Here is a 22,319-nt window from a genome sequence, read left to right as displayed (position 1 = left end):
ACCCTATACATAAGGTAAAAATATGCGTTAGTGCGGTAAAATGCAAAAATTTAAATTGTATTTTATTAGTTTTCAACTATTTGAAAAATACATACGCACTAATTTTCGAAAGCGTCAGAAGTCAGGAGGAATCGGGTTACTGGGAAATATATCTTTCTACGAACTAATAATTTAAAGTTTTACATATAAAAAGATGCTGGAATCCAGCATCTTTTTTTGTTTGATAACATTTGTTAGGTTGGGGTATTTGTTTCAGTGTTCAATAAAATTATTTAAAAATTAAACATATTGTTAGTTTTGCTGTTATCTAACGTTAGTTGGGCAAAAGATGCCTACTAGTTGGTTAAATAACAATGTTCTGAATAACTAGATAGGGTTTTAAAAATTATTATATGAGTGTTCGCAAATATAACTACATGAAAAACTGAACCCATTGTCATTCCGGGCGAAGACCCGTAATCTAGTTAAAGAGATAGATTCCTGCTTTCGTAGGAATGACAGGTAGTTTGATATTGAATAGTAATGATTACGGACATTCATTAAATATTAATTATAATATGTTGTATATTAAGTTGTTAAAACAAATTTTTATATCAAGCCCACTTTATCTGCTAGCAGTAGGTTTGATTCAAATAGGAAGGATTTATTTTCTATTAGCGGCATCACTTTTATTATTAACAGTTGATCTATCAGCTCAAAATAATGGGGTTATTCACGGGAAGATTTTTAATAAAAAGAATAATGAGCCTATACCCTTTGCAAATATAGTGTTATGGAATACTATAATAGGCTCAACATCAGATATTGATGGTAATTATAGAATAACAGGAATAAAACCTGGATACATCGAATTAAGGGTATCATCGGTTGGTTTTAAGACATATATCTCAGAGTCAATCTTAATAACCAATGCCAATCCTGCAACCCTTGATATACTTCTTGAGGAAACTTCCTTAGAGATTGGAGAGGTTGTTGTAAAAGCTTCACCATTTAGAAGAAGTCAGGAGAGTCCGCTCTCTCTAAGGCGTATAAATATTGATGAAATTGAAAAGAACCCAGGAGGGAATAGGGATATAAGTAAAATTATTCAGTCTTTACCGGGTGTTGCTTCAACTCCAGCATATAGAAATGACGTGATTGTTCGTGGTGGTGGAACAGGCGAGAATAGATTCTATCTTGATGGTGTAGAGATTCCAAATATTAACCATTTTGCAACACAAGGAGCCTCTGGTGGTCCAGTAGGGATTATCAATGTAGATTTTATTCGTGAGGTAAATTTTTATTCGGGAGCTTTCCCTACATCTAAGGGAAATGCATTGAGTTCAGTGCTTGACTTTAAACAGGTTGAAGGGAATATGGATGGATTAAAGGTCAAGGGTGCATTGGGTGCATCAGATCTTGCTTTGACCCTTGATGGGCCATTGAGTAAAGGTTCAAATTTTATTTTTTCGGCTAGACGTTCTTACCTTCAATACCTATTCAATGCGCTTGGATTGCCATTTCTTCCTACCTATAATGATTTTCAGTTTAAATTACATTCAAACCTTAGTTCAAAAAACGAATTAACAATAATAGGGTTAGGGGCTATCGATCAGTTTTCACTGAATACTGGACTTAAAAATCCTACGGAATATCAACGATACATTCTTAGTGGAGTACCCGTATATACTCAGTGGAATTATACACTTGGGGTAGTATATAAACATTATCGAAAAAATGGTTACGACACTTGGGTTATGAGCAGGAACATGCTTAATAATCGACAGTATAAGTATCAAGATAATATTGAAAGTAACCCAAAATTATTAGATTACACCTCGCAGGAGGCCGAGAATGAATTCCGCTACGAAAGAGATATTTCAGCAAAGAATGAGTTAAACATAAATTTTGGGACAGGTTTGGAATATGCCCATTATACCAATAGTACTTATCGAGCACTTTTTAACGCTGGCACTTTGTCTCCTATCTCATATAATACAAATCTTGATCTTTTTAAATGGAATGTATTTGGACAGGTTAGTAAGTCCTACTTTGATCAGAAATTGGACTTATCCTTGGGTGTGAGAGCGGATGCAAACAATTATTCAAGCCAGATGAATAATCTTTTAAAACAGTTTAGCCCTCGATTCTCGTTATCCTACCAGTTTTCGTCAGGATACTATTTCAACTTTAATACTGGCATATACTATCAACAGCCACCATATACCACATTAGGGTTTGGTAATTCAGCTGGCGAACTTGTTAATAAGAATAATAACCTTTCTTACATTCGAAGTAATCACTATGTTGCAGGTATTGATTGGTCGCCAAATCAAGGAAGTAAGATAACCTTTGAGGGTTTCTTTAAACTTTACCATGGATACCCTTTTTCAATCAGGGATTCAATTTCATTAGCTAGCAAGGGTGCTGATTTTGGGACTTTTGGTGATGAGGCGGTACTTTCAATTGGGAAGGGGAGGGCTTATGGAGTAGAATTTTTGTATAGGAGTAAAGATCTTCTGGGTTTCAACATTATTGCTGCGTATACTCTTGTGTGGAGTCAATCAAATAGGATGGATAAGAACCTGAAGAGTACCAATAGTTTTATACCCACAGCATGGGATAATAGAAACTTATTCACTCTAACTGCCACTAGAGTAATGGGGCGAAATTGGAATATTGGTTTTAAATGGCGCTTTATTGGGGGTGCACCTTACACACCTTACGATTTGTCGAAATCGAGTTTAATTGCAGCTTGGGATGTACAACCTGGTGGGTACTTGGATTATTCAAAATATAATAGTAAAAGACTAAAACCTTTTCATCAGCTGGATGTTCGTATAGATAAGATGTACTACTTAAAAAAATGGACTTTGAATTTTTATGTTGATATACAAAACCTATACAACTTCAAAGCAGATGAAGCTAGTTTGATAACTACTGTTGTTGATCAAAACCAGAACCCTGTTGTTGATCCTTTGGATTCTTCAAGATATTTACTAAAAAAAGTTGATGATCAGGGTTCGACGAGTATATTGCCAACAATTGGAGTAATTGTAGAGTTCTAATCATGAATAGTAATCAACAAAAAATTGTTATAGTAGGTGCTACGGGGCTTATAGGGCAGCAGCTTGTTAGGAATCTAATTCATGAAGGATTGATTCCCGTTGTTTTAACACGCAACCTTTCCAAGGCGAAAATGTTGTTTGACAATGATGTCCAAATTCAATACTGGAATAGAGCTGATATTTCTAGTTTAACGGCGATAATTAACAATTCCAAAGCAGTTGTTAACCTTGTTGGGGAGTCGGTGGCGATGAGATGGACTAAGAGGAAAAAGGAGTTGATACTGAAAAGTCGCATAGATACAACTAATGCGATTGTTAATGCCATTAACGATTGCTCTGAACCACCAGAAGTATTTATTCAAGCATCGGCAATCGGCTATTACCCCTACAATTCCAGCAATAAGATTGATGAAGATGGATTAGCAGGTGATGGTTTTCTGTCTAATGTTGTAATGCAATGGGAGCAAACAGCCGCTAAAGCAGAAAGTAAAAGTCGACTTATAATTATCCGAACAGGCATTGTGCTCTCAACCAACGGAGTTTTTTTGAAAGAAATATTACGTCCAATTAAACTATTTATTGGGGGATGGCTTGGCAACGGGAAACAACTATTGTCATGGATACACATTGATGATCACGTTAGAGCCATTCAATTTTTAATTGATAATACTATTAATAAAGGGGTATACAATTTAGTTTCACCTCAACCTATTTCCTACAAACTTTTTGTAAAGAAAATAGGTAAGATTATTAATCGCCCCATTTGGATGCCAATACCAACATTCATTTTAGTTTTATTATTTGGCAGGATGGCCAATGAGGTATTACTATCGAATCAAAATATAGTACCATCAAAATTACTTTCCGCTGGTTTTAAGTTTAAATATAGTGATATTGATTTCACGCTCAATAATTTGATACCTAAACCAAATTGAGGTGAAATATTTGCTCATCCATAATTAAAAGCGTACGCTTGTTTTGTTCAATTTCGTGCACTTTCTTTGCTAATAAATCAACCATTAAACCCTAGATAATTTTGCAATATCATGGAATACAATTATTTATAATATTTGGTTGTTTGTTTGATCCTTTATATTTATTAGAAATATCATTAAGAAGAGTAAAATTATGAAACTTACAATAAGCTATAATCCTCCAGAGAAAATTGAATACTATGAACTTTTTGAATCAACAGGATGGAATGCTGATTATAAGATGAGTCCTGGATTACTCTATGAAAGCCTCAGAAATAGTTGGTTTTTGGCTTGTATATATAACGATACAAAATTAATTGGTTTTGGAAGGGTTGTTTCTGATGGTGTACTACATGCGTTAATTGTTGATTTAATTGTTGTCCCAGAATTTCAGAATTGCGGGATAGGTAAAATTGTTCTAGGAGAACTTATTTCAAAATGTAAATCGGCCTCGATACCCGATATTCAACTTTTCTGTGCAAAAGGCAAGGAAGGATTCTATTTAAAACAGGGATTTAAACCTCGTCCCAAGGATGCTCCAGGAATGGAATTTGTAGGATTTGTATAGTCTATCATTGCAATCCTTCACTAATGAACATAACCAGTTAATCTCTTTTATCTAATAAAATTTCAAAACCTTACTTGTCTCCTTACCCATCTAAATAATTATTCCCCTCTTTTTTATCAATATTAAAAGTCTTTAAGTATTTTTATCTACTTAAATATTCATTGGTATGAGCAGTTTAAGAGAACTCCCCAATATAGGTGCTGAATTTGAGAAGAGGTTGATTGCTGTTGATATTAAAGCGGCTGAAGAGCTAAAAAAGGTGGGTGCTGTGAATGCTTTTATGCGAATTAAAGCAATTTATACCGATGCTTGTATTTGTAAATTTATGGCTCTTGAGGGTGCTGTTCAGGGTATTCGTTGGCATAATCTTAGTATTGCAAAGAAAGAAGAACTTAAAACATTATTTAAAACTCTATAAAATAATATTATGACTAAAAAAGAATCAGTAGAACAGTTTTTAAATTCTAAATGTATTGCCATCATTGGCGTTTCGAGTAACCTTAAAACGTATAGCAGAATGGTATATGATGCATTTTGCGAAAGGGGTTATAATGTTTTGGCAGTAAATCCCAAACTAACAGAAATAAATGGGACTAAGTGTTACCCTAATATTAGTTCATTGCCCGATACCGTTGATGCTGTAATTATTATCATCAAAGGTGAAAAGGCTAAGGATATTCTTAATGATGCTATTAATAAAGGTGTAAAAAATATATGGATGCATTTAGGATGCAATTTAAAGAACCCTGAGACAATAACGATGGGTAAGAACATTAGCCTGATTTCTGGTGAGTGCGCCCTTCTATGGTTGCAGCCAGTTAAGGGGCTTCACAAATTCCATCGTTTCTTAAGAGATTTGTTTTCAAAAGAAAATTGATTTTAAGAAAATTAAATTGTTTGCAATGAAGTTCCTATTCATATTGAACGATGCTCCTTATGGAGGTGAGAAGTCATATAATGCATTACGTTTGGCAAATCAGGTAAAGAAGGATTCTCCTGATGCCGACGTAAGAATATTCCTTATGGCGGATGCTGTAACCTGTGCAATTCCCAATCAGAAAACCCCTGATGGATTTTATAATATCGAAAGATTAATTAAGGGCTTAACCTTAAAGGGCTGCCCTGTTAAACTTTGTGGCTCTTGTATTGATGCTCGAGGACTTTCTGAATTAAAATTAGTTGAGGGTGCTGTACGTAGCAATCTCGCTGAACTATCGGAATGGGTTATTTCAAGTGATAAGGTGCTTACATTTTGAAACAATAATTTAGTACCACTTGAAGTATTTTAGCCCAATTGTAAATGAAATGATGCCGAGAGTGTTAAGGATTAAAATATACTTCCATACTTGAATAAATCCAGCACCTTCATTGAAAATGGCTTTTACCCCATCGGCAAGCATTGTTAAAGGTAGGGCTTGAATAAAGGGTACAACCTGAACGGGAAAGTTGTGATAGCTGAAGTAGATCCCAGAGAGCAACATCATTGGCATTACTAACAGGTTGATAATCCCATTTCCAACCTGCGTTTTATCTGTTCGTGATGCAATTAGAACCGAGAGGCCTGAGAATGCCACAATCCCAGATAGAAATAGAACTATAAATGCAGCAACACTTCCCTTAATTGTAATATCAAAGTAGTAATACGCAAACGAAAATATTATTATAGCTTCAACAAAACATAGAAATATTCTTGCCGTAATGTGTGACATAATGTACTCCCATTTGGGCATTGGGGTTGCTACCATTCTACGAAGCAATTTTTTGGTTCGGGTTTCTATTAGCGTGTAGCTTATTCCCCATAGGGTTGACATCATTACGTTCATCGCAATTAAACCGGGAATCAGAAAATCAATATAACGTGTACCCTTTTCAGTCATGGGCTTAACTTCACTCAGCTGATTTGATAGATTTTCGCCGTTGACAAGTGATGTTATTTGTAGGTATGAGAGTTGAGCATCTGTATTATATTTATCGAAATGGTACTCTAGCTTGTTCTCGTTTGTGGTAAGAATCAATGAAGCATTTCCACGTTTTACCATTAGTTCGGCTTGTTGCATATTAACAGGCTTTACTTTGAAATAGGTTAACCCGATAATATCATTCCCATATTTTATTTGGTAGTAATAATCATTAGTTAATGAATCCTTCTTATATTCAAAAGATGTTTTTGAAATAAGCATTTCGAAACTCTCTTTACTTTGATTTTCGGCAAAAACAAGGGCAATTGTCTTAGTTTGAACTGGCTTGCTATTGAAGGCAATACCTAAACCCCAAGCCATTAATACAGGGAAAAGTAACGACCAGAAAATAGTTTCAGGTTCTCGATAAAATTCTCGAATCCGAACAAGTATAAGTTGAATAAAAGTTTTGTTAAGCATATATTCTGGTTGTTTTTTATAGAAAAGATTCTTACTTAAATAGATATTAACACAGTTTCTATTCTCCTAGATGTTTTCCTGTCATGGAGATAAACAAATCGTCAAGTGTAAGTTTGCGGCATTCGAGTTGGGTTAACTTTATACCAGCATCCTTAACTTTGCTTAAAAATAGGGGGAGTTGCTCAATAATATTCCTAACAATTAGCTTACCGCTATTGGTCTTATCGTCCCAAATGAGCTTAACTATTCCATCACCACATAAAAAATTATCTGGAATACTGCTAATTGTTGAAAAGGCTATGATCTCCTTGCTATTATTAGCCGATAGCAGCTCATCAAGTGTCCCCTGAGCAAGAATCTTCCCTTTATCCATTATAATAATCCTATCGCAGAGAAATTCGGCCTCCTCCATATAGTGCGTGGTAAGGATTAAAGAAGTTTTCTGATTCTTTTTTAGATCCATTAGGATGTTCCATATCTCACGGCGGGCAGTTGGATCCAGCCCTGTAGTGGGCTCATCGAGTAGTAGGAGTGGGGCGTTATTGAGCAGAGCGATTGCCAGCGCAAGCTTTTGCCGCTGACCACCAGAAAGATTTTGAACATAGCTCTTTCTCTTCTCTCCCAAATCAACAATCTCTATCACCTCATCAACCCTTGCATCGGGCAGATTATAGAAGCTGGCAAAGAGTCGAACAGTTTCCCTTACCCTCAGTTTATCTATAAATCGGGTTTCCTGAAGCGATAGGCTAATCAACCTGCGAAGTTTACTCTCATCTCCGTTCCACTGCAACCCCAAGATGCTAATTTCTCCACTTGTTGGCTTTTGAATCCCTTCAATCATCTCAACAGTAGTGGTTTTACCCGCACCATTTGGTCCCAGTAGGGCAATAAACTCACCGGTACCAACTGTAAAGCTAACACCATCTACAGCATTTACCTCTTTAAAGTGCTTACGAACATCTTTAACATCAAGAATTGGAATTTCCATTGCTGAAATTTTACAAGCATAAAACAACCACGAATGTATAATGTTTATTGTGATTTATTGATAATGCGAGATGAAGTTTTAAAAAATTATCATATTATCACTTTAGCACAATTAGCTTAATATTTATTTTGGAATTTTTTATTTGCTACAGTATTGATTTTGGTTTATCTCCATAATAATCTTTAAGGAAAAAGGATATGTACAGCATTGCAAAATATATAGAATATTTGGATAGATATAAAATCGAGCTCTTTACAATCAGCCATTCGTTGGCTTATACTGTTCAATGAATAGCCGCTTCTACACATATCTCTGGAAAAGAAACTGCAAAAACAATAATCCTTAAAACCGATGGGAAAATGATAATGGAGGTACTGCCTGCATTGAGTAAAATTAACTTGGATATGCTAAAAGAGCTATAAGCGCTAAGTTAGTAGAGATTGCCTATGATAAAGAATTCAGTTATTTATCCCCCGATTGTGAGCTAGGTGCAATGCCACCCTTTGGAAATTTATACGGAATGGATGTTTATGTTGCAGAGAAACTAATTCAGGATGAGTGAATTATCTTTAATGCAAGAATTCATCGTGAACTGATTAGACTTACCTATAAAGATTTTGAACTATTACTGCAATTGTAAGCCTATGGTTACTGATTTAAAAGAATCATATCAAAATCAATAGAAAGGAATATACTTCAAAACGATAATAGACGAAGATATAAGACTCTACTGTCGTTTCTCAATCCGACCAGAAGAAAATTAATGCTTTAGAACTTATTGCATGTATTTCATTGCATGGAAATTTTAAAAATGTTGAAATATTCAACATCTGATTAATATTCTTACAGAGATATTATGTGTTTTAATATCAGCGATATAGGTATAAAATCTGGATGTGGTGTTTAATAATTAAACAATTCACTATGTTAATATTTTAAACATATAATTGATAATGCATTGATGCACAATATTATATAAGATTTGTTTTTTTCGGCATTAAAATTGACTACTATATATTAGTGTTGATAAATATATGTAAATCTGATAATTGTGGATAATATCTTTTTTAAGTGAAAATTTCTTTCATTTTTTTGTGAAGTATGACAAATTTAAAATTTACGACTATGAAAACTAAAATTTTAATATTCATTGCTTTCTACTTGCTATGTTTTAGCAATGTAAGCAATCAAAATGCTTTTGCGAGTAATAATTTAAACCTCAAAGATTCAATAAGTATTTTGAGTTCCCCCGATTTATACAATCTAACATCTAATTGGGTTAAAGAATATAGCAATGAAAACCATAAAATTAGAATGAAGGTGAGTAAATTCACTGCTCCTCAAATTGGTAGTATTCTGAATTCGGAAGGGAAATTATGTTTTATATCAAATGAGTACTATTCAAGTATAAACGATGAATCTGTTTGGAAGATGGTGGTTGGCATGGATGCAATTGTACCAATCATTAATTCGAGAAATCCTTTTTTCGATGAAATAAGCCAACAAGGTATTTCACAGGAAAAACTTTCTCAATTTATTGATGACCAAAATAAGCAGAGTTGGGGTACTCTCCTTGTAAACGGGCAAAAAAATCCTATTAAATATTTTATAGTCAATAATGAATCTATCAAAAAAGGGATAGCGAATTTTCTAAAATTAGATTGGACTAAAATTAATGGAATTAATGTTGAAAGTGGAGCGAAAATGATTTTAGAAATTCAAAATGATCCATATGCAATAGGTTTTTGTGAGATTACTAGTATTCTTGATGTAAATAATCAAAGTATTGTTCAGGGTATTGGATTATTACCAATTGATAAAAATGGAAATGGTAAGATTGATTATAATGAAAAGATATATCAAGATTTGAATACATTTTTGCGAGGGGTTTGGGTTGGAAAATATCCAAAAGATTTATGTAAAAATATTTACTCAATATCGTCTATTAAGCCTACAAATAATAATGAAATTGCTTTTCTAGCATGGGTTCTCTCAAATGGTCAACAATTTCTAAACCCAAATGGTTTCGTAGATCTTACTTCTGGACAAAGACAAGCGAGTATTGATAAATTGTATAATAAAGAAATTGTTGTTAAACCCTCTAACAGTCGTTCAGCCATACCAATTGCTGTATTAATACTAGTAGCGCTCATTGCTTTGTTTTTTATAGTAGATATAACTATTCAGTGGGTAAGACGTGAAAAAAATATTGCTAATGATGCTAATTCAATACCCTTAACATTTTTTGATGAGAAATCGATTTTAGTGCCCGATGGCCTTTATTTTGACAAATCTCATACTTGGGCTTTTATGGAAAAAGATGGTGTTGTTGGAATCGGCATTGATGATTTTCTTCAACATATTACGGGACCTATTACCCGAATAAAAATGAAAAACCCTGGTGAGACAATAAAAAAAGGAGAACACTTCCTAACCCTTATTCAAGAGGGTAAGCAATTAAACATTACTGCACCTATATCTGGAAAAATTAAAGCACAAAACAAGAAACTTTCCACAAATTCTTCAATAATAAATTCATCGCCTTACTCTGAGGGTTGGATATATATGATAGAACCAACAAACTGGTTAAGAGATATTCAATTTTTAATCGTAGCTAAGGGTTACAAGGAATGGTTAAGAATGGAATTTTTACACTTAAAGGATTTTCTATCTATTATAGTAAGGGCAAACTATGCAGAGGAAAACCAAATCGTTCTTCAGGATGGCGGAGAAATTAAAAATGGAATACTGAAGGATTTAAAACCTGAAATATGGGAGGATTTTCAAACTCACTTTCTTGAGGGTTCAAAATAACCATAGATTCTTGAGTTTTTAGTTTTTAAACAACTAAATAAACAGGTTATGGGTTTAGATCGAAGAAGTTTTTTGAAAGCGCTTGGGTTTGCAGGTGCTACAATAGCCATTGGTAAAAGTTTTGGTGCTCCACAAATGAAAGAGAGTGATATTGAATTCTATGGAATCCTTTATGATTCTTATCGTTGCGGAGGTTGCCAGAGTTGTGAAATAGCCTGTGCCGAGGCACATGGGCTACCCAAGCCTATTGATGAACCTAAAATAGGAGTCCAAAGAAAAACTGATGAAACTCGTCGAGTTGTTGTTAATTCTTATAAAACTTCAAAAGGAGAAGTATATATAAGAAAACAATGCATGCATTGTAATGAACCTGCTTGTGCCGCTGCATGTCTCACACAAGCTATGCACAAAACGAAAGAGGGGCCAGTTATTTGGAGAGGAAGTAAATGTATGGGTTGCCGTTATTGTATGGTTTCATGCCCATTTGATATTCCCAAATTTGAATATTATAGCGCAAATCCAAAAATCCAAAAGTGTGATATGTGCTATGATAGGATTATGAAAGGTGGAATTCCTATTTGTGTTGAAATTTGCCCTGCCGAAGCAATAATATTTGGAAAGCGGAAGGATTTGATCAAAGAAGCACGCAAGAGAATCCTTGAAAATCCTACTGTATATGTTGATGAAATTTATGGTGAACACGAAGCAGGTGGTACGGGCTTTTTATATCTTACGCCTAATCCTATTAATGAATTAGGGTTTAGTACTTCGATTCAAAAATCGTCGTATCCAGAATTATCAAAAGGATTTCTTTTCAGTGTACCTACAGTATTTGTTTTATTGCCACCAATTTTACTAGGTATTTATGAAGCCACTAGAAATAACCAGTTAAAAGAAGGAGATGAAAATGAGTAATATGATTTATCCAATTGCAAAGGACAATGATGGCAAGTCTATCTGGAAATTTTTAGTAGGTGAGTTTAAGCCAAAAGGCAAATTGCTCACCCCCTTTAATATCATTTCCTTACCAATCATGCTATTAGGGCTAGTTCTAATCATTATTCGTTTTTGGAAGGGAATAGGATCTATAACCAACCTAACGCAGGAAGTTCCGTGGGGTTTATGGATCGGCTTTGATGTGGTTACAGGAGTTGCATTTGCTGGGGGTGCTTATGTTCTTACTTTTATGGTATATATCCTTAACATGCATAAGTATCATTCAATTATTAGGATAACGGTATTAAATGGTTTTCTTGCCTATGTATTCTATGCAGGAGCTTTGCTCTTAGACCTTGGGCGTCCATGGAATGTGATCAATCCAATTATTGGAAATAATTTTGGAACCAGTTCTGTATTGTTTTTGGTTGCCTGGCATTTTCTTCTTTACATGATAGCTCAGCTTATAGAATTTTCACCTACTATAGCGGAATGGCTTGGAGCAAAACGGGCAAGGAAGATCTTATCCGGTATGACCATTGCTACTGTTATTTTTGGGATTACATTATCTACGCTTCATCAATCAGGTTTAGGCGCACTTTACCTAATGGCAAAAGATAAAATTCACCCACTTTGGTATTCGGAGTTTATTCCTATTATGTTTTTCATTTCTAGTATTTTCGCAGGTCTATCAATGGTTATCTTTGAGGGTACTATTAGCCAAAAAGTTTTTTTCAATCAGATCAGTGAAAAAAACCATCGTACACACGATGATATTCTTCATGGATTATCAAAAATCTGTTCAGTTGCAATGTTTGCATATTTTTTCTTAAAAGTGATAGTATTCATTCATGGTAAACATTGGCAGTATATTAATACTTCTATGGGTTATTGGTACCTGCTAGAAATTTTAGGATTTGTACTATTACCAATGTTGTTATTCTTTTCCAGCTATCGTACAAGAAATATATTTATGATAAAGTTAGCTTCAATCATAACTATATTAGGCATCATTATAAACAGGCTTAATGTTACTGTTATTGGTTTCAGATGGGATGTAGACATTCGTTATGTTCCATCTTGGATGGAATTTGTAGTTACATTAACAGTGATATTTACAGAATTATGGATATTTAGGTGGGTTGTTAACCGAATGCCTGTTTTGCGAGAATCTCCATCATGGGTGAACGAAGAAAAATAAATTAACCAGCTTTCACTAATTTAGAGTGATTGCCAAAACTATACGAAAATGGACGGATTTAGCTACTCTAACATATTTGAAACGAAAGGGATTGAGTATTTAGCCGTAATTGCATTCTTTGCTATACTCATTCCATTCTGGATTATTTTGAATAAAAAAGTAAAAAGATCTAAACAGTTTCAAAAAAGACTAGGAGTTCTTACTGCAAGTGTTTTAAGAGTTCCTCAGGGACTATTCTATAGTAAAAATCATACATGGGCTCACCTAGAAGTATCGGGTGTTGCTAAAGTAGGATTAGACGACCTGTTACTTCATATTACTGGTGAGGTTAAATTTAGTAATCTGAAAAAATCAGGAGATCAGGTTTGCAAAGGGGACATTCTGACTGAAATCGTCCGAAATGGTAAGCAGTTAAATATTCTATCACCAATCTCGGGGGAAATACTGAATACTAATTCAATGCTTAATGAAAACTTTGAGACGGTAAATCAAGATCCTTATGGAAAAGGGTGGATTTATAAGATTAAACCCACAAATTGGATTGCAGAAACAAATTCATACTACCTTGCTGAAGAGGCAACGAATTGGTCAGCGAGGGAGTTGGTGCGATTTAAAGATTTTATAACTGTTTCGATGAAAAAATATTCGGCTGAACCTGCATTAATTATGTTACAAGATGGGGGTGAATTATGTGACAATCCGATCTCGGAGCTACCCAATGAGTTATGGCAGGACTTTCAAAAAGATTTTTTAAATCAACCATTCTAATGAATTAACTTAAGAACGGGAGATTTTACATCAGTTTTTTTATAATAAAATGTAGATTATTATTTAGTAAACTAGTATTTGCTCATTTTTTGAAGACGTGATCATAGATTATTCTTTGTAATCCTTAAATTTTGAAAGGTTTATATTCTTAATAATTGGATTCTTTCGTTTAGTTTTTATAATTTTAAAAGTTATTGCTAAACAATAAATTATTTAAGAATGGCTTTGTTTATTAACACAATTCGTAAACACAATATAGGAAATCCATTCCTTAATAAATATGTTAAATTCAGATCATCAATATATGGTCGGGTTGTATACTCTATTACAATCCTATCGCTTATTCTGTTTGTTTCGTTTGGTGTAATCTTCAGATCGGTCAATGAAGAGTACATGAAAACGGTAATTCGCCAAAGTGGAAATAATATCGGGTATCTTGTTGAAGGATCGCTTTATAAATCGATGCTTGATAACGATAAAAGTGCATTACAAAGCACGCTTGACATTATTAATACTATGCCTGGGATTGATGAGGTTAACATGTACGATAACCAAAACAATTTGGCTTATACCTCATTCTCATCAGATACCAATAACCATAGCAATCCCGATTGTATAAGCTGCCATGCCGACATGGAATCGATGTTTCCGAAGAAAGAAAAAGCATATCGTATAATAGATGTTAAAAGTGAGTGCAGCATGACTCAGAACGATAATAGCCACAGACATCTACTCATACGATCTCCAATACTTAACGAAAAATCGTGTTATACAAGTTCATGTCATGCGCACAAACAAAGCGATGAAGTTCTTGGCTCATTGGTAATTAAAATTCCTTTAAAAGATCTTGATTCTGCTGTAAGTAAATCTTCAACAGAATTTTACCTATTAGCAACATTAACGACCCTTTTGCTTATTGGCTTTTTAATATTCTTTACAAGCAAAGTGATAAAAAAACCTTTAAACGCAATTGTAAAAGCTAGTCAAGCGGTTTCGAATGGCGATAAAAATACAAGGTTAGAGATAAAACCCAATCAACTTGATGACATGAGGATGGTTTCCCTTGCATTTAATGAAATGCTTGACAATCTTCAATCAGCAACCAATGAATTACACAATTGGTCACAACAGCTTGAATATAAGGTTCAGAAAAAGACTGAAGAGTTAGGTGCCGCTCAAAGCGAGTTAATTCATATCGAAAGAATTGCATCGCTCGGAAAACTATCATTATCTGTTGCTCACGAAATAAATAACCCTCTTTCTGGTATTCTGATTTATACAAAACTGGTTCAAAAACAGCTAACTAATCAGAATTTGGATCCCGTAAAAAAGGAGTCAATGCTTAAACAGTTGATGTTAATTGAAACAGAAACCAAGCGATGTGGAAATATAGTTAAGGGGTTATTAGATTTTTCGAGAAAAGATCAGGATGATTATGAACCAAAGCATCTACATGAGATATTACAGGAAACTTTCGATTTGATGACCCATCAGATGAAAATTGCTAATATTAACTTTTCTACTGAATTTAAGGCTAAATCGGATTTAATATATTGTAGCCCAAACCAGATTAAGCAAGCATGTATAGCTATACTTGTTAATGCTTCCGATGCAGTTACGGAGAATGGAGCGGTTTTAATAAGAACCAAAGACATTGATGAAGATAGGATTAGACTTGAAATAGTTGATAACGGAATTGGAATACCTGCTGAAGATATTCCACATATCTTTGAACCTTTCTTTTCAACAAAGCGTAATTCAAGAGGGCAGGGTTTAGGTTTGGCTATTGTTCATGGAATTATTCAAAGCCATAAAGGAAAAATAGATGTAAAATCGGAACTTGGGAAAGGAACAACTATATCAATATCCCTACCTTTGATAAAGACCTAATGGGAGAAATATGACAAGAAAAATCTCAATTTTAGTTGTTGACGACGAAGAATCGGTTAGAGATTCATTATACAACTGGTTTAAGGAGGATGGTTATCGTGTGGAGTGTGCCGAGAGTGCTAAGATAGCATTGTCAATTCTCGAATCTGATAATTTTGACATTATTCTAGCTGACATTAAAATGCCGGGTATGGATGGCTTAGAAATGCTCCGAAGAATTAAGTCGCTAAAAAAAGATTCAATTATCATTGTAATGACTGCATTTGCTACCGTAGATACTGCGGTGCAAGCACTAAAGGATGGTGCTTTTGATTATGTAACAAAACCTTTTGACCCCGATGACCTATCGCATTTAGTTCGAAATGCTTCAAAACAGATTTCTTTAGTTGAAGAGAACGAAGTTCTAAAAGTAAAAGTAGCTACACTCGAAAATGTGGAAGATCTGATAGGTGTTAGCGAAGCAATGCAAAAGGTTCTTAAGCAAGTTGAAAGCGTTGCTCAATCAAACTCCTCCGTCATTATTTCTGGTGAAAGTGGTACAGGTAAGGAGTTAATTGCTAGAGCTATTCATGCGAATTCTTCTCGAAAATATTTCCCCTTGGTTAGCGTTCATTGCGGTGCTTTGACTGAAAGTTTATTGGAAAGTGAACTTTTCGGTCACGAAAAAGGTGCTTTTACAGGTGCTGTATATAACCGTAAGGGTAGGTTCGAGATGGCTGATAGTGGGACAATTTTTCTAGATGAAATTGCAACGATATCTCCTAAAATGCAGATTGAACTACTTCGGGTATTGGAAACAAAGAGTTTTGTTCGGGTGGGAGGGAATAAGGAAATATCGTCAGATTTTAGAGTGATTTGCGCTACAAATAAAGACTTGAAGAGTTTAGTGGAGGATGGAAGCTTTCGAGAAGATCTATACTACAGATTAAATGTTGTAAATATTCATGTTCCACCGCTTCGCGAGCGACATGGCGACATCCCTCTTCTTGTCGATTATTTTATCAAAAAATATTGCACATCAATGAATAAGCCTCCTGTTGTAATTGATCCACCAGCTTTGCAACGGTTAGAGGAATTTAAATTCCCTGGCAATATTCGGGAGTTGGAGAATATGATTGAGCGGGCAATTGTTATTGGGAATGGAAAAAAAATTTTTCTCAAAGATCTTCCAATTGAGAAAAGTTTTATCGAAAGTCCCTTCGAGAGCCTCGATGATAATGAGAAAAGCCACATTGCCCAAATTCTAAATAAATACAACTGGAATATATCCCGTTCAGCAAAGGCATTAAAGGTTGATAGGGTAACTCTTTACAATAAGATCAAGAAATTCGACCTGAAACCATTGGATAAATAGTGCTACATTTTTGTCTGAATCAATTTCCCTAAAGCCAAAACTTATCAGCAACTCTAGAAATAATGAAACTTGATGTCCTTTAACTAATTTCTGAATGAGTCTGCAGAATATCACATTGATTTCTTTTGGGCATTTCGAGAAAAACTTTCTTGACAGATTAGTTAAGAATGTATCTTCTGAGTTTCAGTTGCTAGTGAGAGTAAAAGAGGGGCATATCGATTTAAGCGATTATTACGATCCTGCCAGGAGACAATATAACGGGAACGAACTTTTGAAAGAAGTTGATGCGAAATATTCGATTGATTCATTTAAAACTATTGGATTATTTAATGTTGATCTTTTTGTTCCTATTCTTACCTATATTTTCGGTCAAGCATTTCTTAACGGTCGTACTGGTATTTTATCACTTTACAGGTTAAGCAATGAGCGCTACGGAATGAGTATTGATGAGGAAATTCTTCTTGATCGCACTATAAAAGAAGTTATCCACGAGCTGGGTCATACATTTGGACTAATTCACTGCCATACTCCAACATGTGTTATGAGATCAAGTACCTATGTTGAAGATTTAGATCAAAAAAATTCTAACCTATGCGTCAAATGCAGAGGTGAATTAGCCAATATAAAAGTTTAAATATTTGGATATTCTAAATCGATATTCTGGAGAATCTCGCAGCAATAAACTTCTTATAGGCTACTTTTATATCATTGCTAATACAGTTAAGTCTGTCCATATAAATTGAAATGATAGGTTTTACGAGGCCGTATTTTACAACTCGTTGTATTTCTTATTTGAATTTCTACTTTTTTCAATTGGGTATTTTATTGAATTCTTATCTACCTTATCGTTTATTGCCTCTAAAAGGTCGATGCCATAATGTTTGCTTATGTAGATAAGATAGATAGCAATATCAGCAACTTCGTCTCTAATATTTTCAATGTTAATTTCAGCTTGTTGTTCTTTCGATTTCCAAAGAAACAATTCCTGCAATTCAGAAACCTCAATATTAAGACCAAGCAACAAGTCTTTTATTTGATGAAATTGCTCCCAATTTCTATCATTCCTGAACTCAATTACCTTTTGTTCAATTTCTTTGAAAGTCATAGTATGGTTTTCTTTATTTATATCAGCTGGGTGAAGAGTTCTACCAATGAAAGTTAAGATGCATAGAACATAATTGCCAACAGTTGTTTGGTTATACAAATATAAGAAACTGTTTAAAATTGAAACTTTTCATTTTTTATCGACCTTAAAAAGTTCAGTAGGAACGAAATATTGTTAGAGAATAAATAATGTCAAATTTTAAGTTCCGTAGGAGCGACATATAAATCAACATTTTATATTCTAAAACTCCGAATAAGTAGTTTTCACCGTCACTGGATCATCACTCAGGTAAACAGGTTCCTGATCGGTAGAGCTAATTTCAAGTACCCTATCATATGTATCGGGTAATTGCACCTGTTCGGCGTTTTTCCATTCGCCTCTACCCATAGCGGCAATTAATTCGCCCTCCTCTAGAACACCCTCTTTATAACGAATGTTTTTATTCCAACCGAAGACTCCCTCGCTTTTTTGTCCATGCCCGTTTAGATATTTCTCTAATTCCAGAGTGGCATCATTCCCATATCCAGACGAATACTGCCTATCTTCAACCAACACACTTTTAACATTTCTGCTATCGATGTGAGCACAGTGTCTACCATCCCTAATTACAAATTTACCGCCTACCTCTTCCTCAATTATAGTATCCCAGTGAGTGCTTTTACCAGTTGATTTTTGTTGCTCCACCAGCACGTAATAGTAGGCGCAATGACTGCCCGAAAGCGGAGCAATAAGTGGTTCACCTACAAATTCTACTTTTCCAACAACTTTGGCAATTTCTCCGCTTACAATATCAGAGATTTTTTTGCCAACCGCTTTTTTAAGTTTGCGCTTTATAACTGCTTTTTTATTAAAGTAAAGACCGAGTAGAACAAAAGCTAAAATTACGATGAATACACCGACTGGGATTATTATATCAAAGTTCATATTGATAATGTTTTATTTAAACGATTTGACTTACAGCTTAAACTTTATGATTCAAAGTTTAAATGTAGAAAAGGTTTTTTAGCTGGTCAAGATGCAATTATGGATTTATTATTCTTTCGAATAAATAAAAATAACTCACTAATAATTATTGCATCCCTAAGGTCAACAGAAACTAACATTGATTCGATACAATAATACCTCTCACCTTTTGGGCAATTTCGTTGGAGTCCATTCCATTATACTCTTCATATAGAATTGGAGGCGCAATTACAACCTTTACAGATGCCGAACCGATAAGCGAACTTCCTTTGGGCATTATATTCCTCGATCCATTTAAAGTTATCGGGACTATTGGTACTCCTGCTTTTAAGGCTAGTTTAAGGCTACCAGGTTTAAACTTACCTATAGTTCCATCTGCGCTGCGAGTCCCTTCGGGAAAAATGACCAGTGAATGTCCGCCTTTTAGGTTTTCGGCTGCTTTATCCATGGCTATTAGTGATTGACGAGCATCTTTCCTGTTAATAAATACACAGTCGATGTATTTCATGTACTTATTGAGGAATGGGAATTTTAATAGTTCTGCTTTGGCAATAAAACCCTTATCTCGTGGAACATGACCAATAATAATGGGTATATCAAAATTGCCCTGATGATTAGCAACAAATAGGACTCCTCCAGTTTTGGGGATATTCTCAATACCTGTTACATGGATGGAAGAGCCATTATTTGCAAGGGCTCTTTGAGCCCATTCACGAGCAATAATATTCGCCAGAACATTCCTTTCAGCATACTTACCTTGCCTGTTTAGCCTTATTAGTTTGAAATTTGGCTTTAGTAGATACCACCAAAAGTATGTAAACCAGCTGATTGTTTTTATCATAGGGTTTTGATTTGTAAATATAAAGCCTATTCTGATTCGGTGAAAATAAAAAAAATCTGCCAATATTCGTTTTGTTTTTCTTTCAATAAGTTGCTATTTTAATGCAACAGTTTACACAGAATAGATTGGAAATGGAAAAGCAACAAAAAACTCCCCAAATCTTTCGATTTGAGGAGTTTTTTTGTTGTTTGTGGAGCTGGAGGGGAATGAACTATTTTAATATTGCTATATAAATCAATTATATACATTTAATATATTCACTCAGGTAACCGAAATGGGTAAAGTGCTTCTTTTCCTGTTTCATGACCCTTCAATATTATTCATCATGTTGAAATACAATGAAATATGAAATCAAGGATTTTGACAAATTTTTTATATAAAAAATGTTGTTTCACAATATATAATAAAGAAACATTATTATATTTGCAACGTTATGAGCAAAACCAGATTGACCCCATGTGAGGTGAATATGGTTAGCCATTTAAAAAAGAACGCTATGGAAAAGTTAGGTAAGATAACTGTAAAACACTTCCTGAATACCGCACTGAGCGGTAGAGGCTGCACTGTCAGCATTCTCGATGAGAAGGGTAACCCTTGTCCACTAACACCTCTTTACCCCATCTACGTAAAAATTACGTTCATGCGCAAGACGACCCAGCAGAAAAGCATCATCAATGAGGATTTTGCAACTATGGAGGAGGCGTACGGCAAATACAGAGCTACCCTTGCAGGAGAGGCTCGGATGATCGAGGACGTGATCCGCAAGGAATACCAGCAACTCAACGGGAGGGTTGAGTTACGGGGTCTGGCAAAAAAGTGCGAGGTGTACAAGAAAGAGGTGGTAGACCTAATCTTTGAGGACTACCTATGGGGGGATTTTGCCCGGGAGGTTCTAAAATCCCGTACCGGGTACATGCGCCTGCTCCTCCAGAAGTTTCCTAGAACCCCGGCGATGGAGCATTACAACGCAGCCCTAAAGTTGATCGGTGACCGTCCGGGGCTTTTACGGATGCGGGAGCGGTTCGAGAGCTACGCCATGATAGAGCGGTGCCTACCCAAAGCGATGCGCACGCAGGGTGCGTCCATCCTTGACTGGCATTACGGAGACCTAAAGGATCGGTTCAGCCTCCGTGCACTCCAGAAAGGCTACTCGTTCAAGCAAACGAGCAAGGTGGTCGCCTTGGTGGATAGCATCATCGCCGATCTTCTTGAGCGGTAAATTTTTTTGTAAAATATGTTTCTTTAAAATCTATACTAAAGAATCTAATCTAAATAAAAGATAAATACAAATGCTATGACAACAGAAGATCTGAGTAGGTTGGTCATCGTCCCTTACGAGAGGATGGAGGAGCTGCTAAAGAAGGTGGAACGGATAAGTGAAGCAATACTCCACCCATCCTCCGAAAAGAATCCGCTAGGCGAATATATGCCTGAAAAGCAGGCGAAGGAAATCCTCTCGAAGCAGTCCACGTGGTTCTGGAACAAGCGGAAGTCCGGTGAGCTTGTCGGGCGTAAAGCGGGTAACCAGTGGTATTACAAGGTAAGCGACATCCAAAAATTTATTGAGAATGGGGAGAAAAGCGGACTTTAGCACCCTCAGTACGGTGAAAAGGGCTATTTGCACCTACTCGGACAGTTCGTAACCTAGTTACAGGGCTATTCCTGAATTTTTTTAAACGATATACTAATGTTTCAAATTTTTATAACAATGCCCGCTTCCATCAGAGTTTGTAGTATGAAATACATGAAAAATAATACTTTAACAGGGTGGCATAATGCGTGAATAACTTTTTCAGATCTTTTTGAGGAAGGTTAAAAAGTTACTTCTCGCTTAAGCCGAAACAAGTATTGCCAATATATAAATAAACCACTACTGGCTCAGCTGGTAGTGGTTTACTGACAATCCTATTACCAATGATTTCGGATTTGTTGCCAATAGAAATATCTGCTTCTTAACTGAATCCAATATGGCTGGTAAATTTACTTTTTTAAAGGCTGTAAGCATCTCAATATATTTGTCGCATTTAGGATTTCCAGTTCCTGCTAAAAGCATGGAAACATCTATGTTTAATTGATTATTAACAACTATAAACCTTTCCGATAATATAAATAAAGGCTATAGTCATTTTTATAATGAGGTTTTGCGAGTTAAATATGTTGCTGAACGGATTAATCAAGTTAGTAATGTTTTTGTTGTCTTTGATGAGCTGTTTAGAGGAACAAACGTTAAAGATGCTTATGAGGCTTTATTGTCTGTAATTACTGTGTTTTCTAAATTAAATAAAGGAGTATTTGCAATTTCAACGCATATTATTGAGGCTTCGAATAAATTGAGTGATAATGGTTCAGTATTTTTTAAATATTTTGAAGCGAATTTAGTAAACGAAGCACCACAATGTAATTATAAAATTAAGGATGGGTTACAGATGAGCGGATTGGGATGTACATTTTAAAAAAGGAGAAAATCATTGAACCAATTGAAAATACAATAA

Annotated in this window: 22 protein-coding genes; 16 read left to right on the top strand and 6 right to left on the bottom strand. The window is 35.0% G+C overall.

From position 1 onward, the window contains the following. Window positions 1-557: 557 nt before the first annotated feature. The 6 genes from HOO91_19480 to HOO91_19455 all read left to right on the top strand — a co-directional run bounded on the left by HOO91_19480 (window position 558) and on the right by HOO91_19455 (window position 5,845). Window positions 558-3,047 carry a TonB-dependent receptor gene (locus tag HOO91_19480; protein NOU19745.1) on the top strand — a complete coding sequence of 830 codons (2,490 nt, stop codon included), beginning with the start codon at window positions 558-560 and terminating at the stop codon, window positions 3,045-3,047. A 2-nt stretch (window positions 3,048-3,049) separates the two neighbouring features. Next, on the top strand, window positions 3,050-3,982 hold the full coding sequence (locus HOO91_19475; protein ID NOU19744.1) for a TIGR01777 family protein: 933 nt from the start codon (window positions 3,050-3,052) through the stop codon (window positions 3,980-3,982). A gap of 193 nt (window positions 3,983-4,175) precedes the next feature. Next, window positions 4,176-4,589: a GNAT family N-acetyltransferase gene (locus HOO91_19470; protein NOU19743.1), complete on the top strand. Its 414-nt coding sequence runs from the start codon at window positions 4,176-4,178 to the stop codon at window positions 4,587-4,589. 166 nt (window positions 4,590-4,755) lie between these two features. After that, window positions 4,756-5,007: a TfoX/Sxy family protein gene (locus HOO91_19465; protein ID NOU19742.1), complete on the top strand. Its 252-nt coding sequence runs from the start codon at window positions 4,756-4,758 to the stop codon at window positions 5,005-5,007. Between the two features lie 9 nt (window positions 5,008-5,016). Then, on the top strand, window positions 5,017-5,466 hold the full coding sequence (locus tag HOO91_19460) for a CoA-binding protein (GenBank protein NOU19741.1): 450 nt from the start codon (window positions 5,017-5,019) through the stop codon (window positions 5,464-5,466). Window positions 5,467-5,491: 25 nt separating this feature from the next. Next, entirely contained in the window at window positions 5,492-5,845 is a 354-nt protein-coding gene (locus tag HOO91_19455) for a hypothetical protein (protein NOU19740.1), read from the top strand. Between the two features lie 9 nt (window positions 5,846-5,854). Here the strand turns inward: HOO91_19455 and HOO91_19450 are convergent, their stop codons facing one another. Beyond that, entirely contained in the window at window positions 5,855-6,967 is a 1,113-nt protein-coding gene (locus HOO91_19450) for an ABC transporter permease (GenBank protein NOU19739.1), read from the bottom strand. A gap of 58 nt (window positions 6,968-7,025) precedes the next feature. Then, on the bottom strand, window positions 7,026-7,955 hold the full coding sequence (locus tag HOO91_19445; protein NOU19738.1) for an ABC transporter ATP-binding protein: 930 nt from the start codon (window positions 7,953-7,955) through the stop codon (window positions 7,026-7,028). A gap of 1,125 nt (window positions 7,956-9,080) precedes the next feature. On the opposite strand from HOO91_19445, the gene HOO91_19440 reads away from it, so the two are divergent. From HOO91_19440 to HOO91_19410, 7 genes are all read left to right on the top strand, one after another. Further along, window positions 9,081-10,769 carry a hypothetical protein gene (locus HOO91_19440; protein ID NOU19737.1) on the top strand — a complete coding sequence of 563 codons (1,689 nt, stop codon included), beginning with the start codon at window positions 9,081-9,083 and terminating at the stop codon, window positions 10,767-10,769. 48 nt (window positions 10,770-10,817) lie between these two features. Continuing rightward, complete coding sequence (locus HOO91_19435; protein ID NOU19736.1) at window positions 10,818-11,684, top strand: 4Fe-4S dicluster domain-containing protein; 867 nt, start codon at window positions 10,818-10,820, stop codon at window positions 11,682-11,684. Further along, the gene (gene nrfD / locus HOO91_19430; GenBank protein ID NOU19735.1) at window positions 11,671-12,906 is read left to right on the top strand and encodes a polysulfide reductase NrfD; all 1,236 of its coding nucleotides are present in this window, start codon (window positions 11,671-11,673) and stop codon (window positions 12,904-12,906) included. Before HOO91_19435 ends, nrfD begins: the two co-directional genes overlap by 14 nt. Window positions 12,907-12,954: 48 nt before the next feature. Further along, window positions 12,955-13,674, top strand: coding sequence for a glycine cleavage system protein H (locus HOO91_19425; GenBank protein NOU19734.1), 720 nt, complete (start codon window positions 12,955-12,957; stop codon window positions 13,672-13,674). A 219-nt stretch (window positions 13,675-13,893) separates the two neighbouring features. Beyond that, a complete protein-coding gene (locus HOO91_19420) occupies window positions 13,894-15,564 on the top strand; it encodes a HAMP domain-containing protein (GenBank protein ID NOU19733.1) in 1,671 nt (556 codons plus the stop codon). A gap of 10 nt (window positions 15,565-15,574) precedes the next feature. After that, window positions 15,575-16,918, top strand: coding sequence for a sigma-54-dependent Fis family transcriptional regulator (locus HOO91_19415; protein NOU19732.1), 1,344 nt, complete (start codon window positions 15,575-15,577; stop codon window positions 16,916-16,918). 94 nt (window positions 16,919-17,012) lie between these two features. Next, entirely contained in the window at window positions 17,013-17,552 is a 540-nt protein-coding gene (locus tag HOO91_19410) for an archaemetzincin family Zn-dependent metalloprotease (protein NOU19731.1), read from the top strand. Window positions 17,553-17,687: 135 nt separating this feature from the next. Here the strand turns inward: HOO91_19410 and HOO91_19405 are convergent, their stop codons facing one another. From HOO91_19405 to HOO91_19395, 3 genes are all read right to left on the bottom strand, one after another. Continuing rightward, window positions 17,688-18,023: a nucleotide pyrophosphohydrolase gene (locus HOO91_19405; protein NOU19730.1), complete on the bottom strand. Its 336-nt coding sequence runs from the start codon at window positions 18,021-18,023 to the stop codon at window positions 17,688-17,690. Window positions 18,024-18,263: 240 nt separating this feature from the next. Continuing rightward, window positions 18,264-18,947 (bottom strand): hypothetical protein, encoded by a 684-nt coding sequence (locus tag HOO91_19400; GenBank protein NOU19729.1) that lies wholly within the window; start codon window positions 18,945-18,947, stop codon window positions 18,264-18,266. A 172-nt stretch (window positions 18,948-19,119) separates the two neighbouring features. Further along, on the bottom strand, window positions 19,120-19,827 hold the full coding sequence (locus HOO91_19395; GenBank protein ID NOU19728.1) for a 1-acyl-sn-glycerol-3-phosphate acyltransferase: 708 nt from the start codon (window positions 19,825-19,827) through the stop codon (window positions 19,120-19,122). A 496-nt stretch (window positions 19,828-20,323) separates the two neighbouring features. On the opposite strand from HOO91_19395, the gene HOO91_19390 reads away from it, so the two are divergent. Beyond that, complete coding sequence (locus tag HOO91_19390; GenBank protein ID NOU19727.1) at window positions 20,324-21,046, top strand: hypothetical protein; 723 nt, start codon at window positions 20,324-20,326, stop codon at window positions 21,044-21,046. A gap of 75 nt (window positions 21,047-21,121) precedes the next feature. Beyond that, entirely contained in the window at window positions 21,122-21,418 is a 297-nt protein-coding gene (locus HOO91_19385) for a hypothetical protein (protein ID NOU19726.1), read from the top strand. Between the two features lie 279 nt (window positions 21,419-21,697). Here HOO91_19385 and HOO91_19380 read toward each other — a convergent pair whose 3' ends face one another. Further along, a complete protein-coding gene (locus HOO91_19380) occupies window positions 21,698-21,880 on the bottom strand; it encodes a hypothetical protein (protein ID NOU19725.1) in 183 nt (60 codons plus the stop codon). A 34-nt stretch (window positions 21,881-21,914) separates the two neighbouring features. Between HOO91_19380 and HOO91_19375 the strand changes: the two genes are divergently transcribed. Continuing rightward, window positions 21,915-22,280 carry a hypothetical protein gene (locus HOO91_19375; protein ID NOU19724.1) on the top strand — a complete coding sequence of 122 codons (366 nt, stop codon included), beginning with the start codon at window positions 21,915-21,917 and terminating at the stop codon, window positions 22,278-22,280. Window positions 22,281-22,319 lie beyond the last annotated feature (39 nt).

It is taken from the genome of Bacteroidales bacterium (assembly GCA_013141385.1).
Classification (GTDB): Bacteria; Bacteroidota; Bacteroidia; order Bacteroidales; family Tenuifilaceae; genus UBA8529.
Note: the sequence above shows the minus strand (reverse complement) of the source record. Positions and strands in the feature narration are given on the sequence as shown.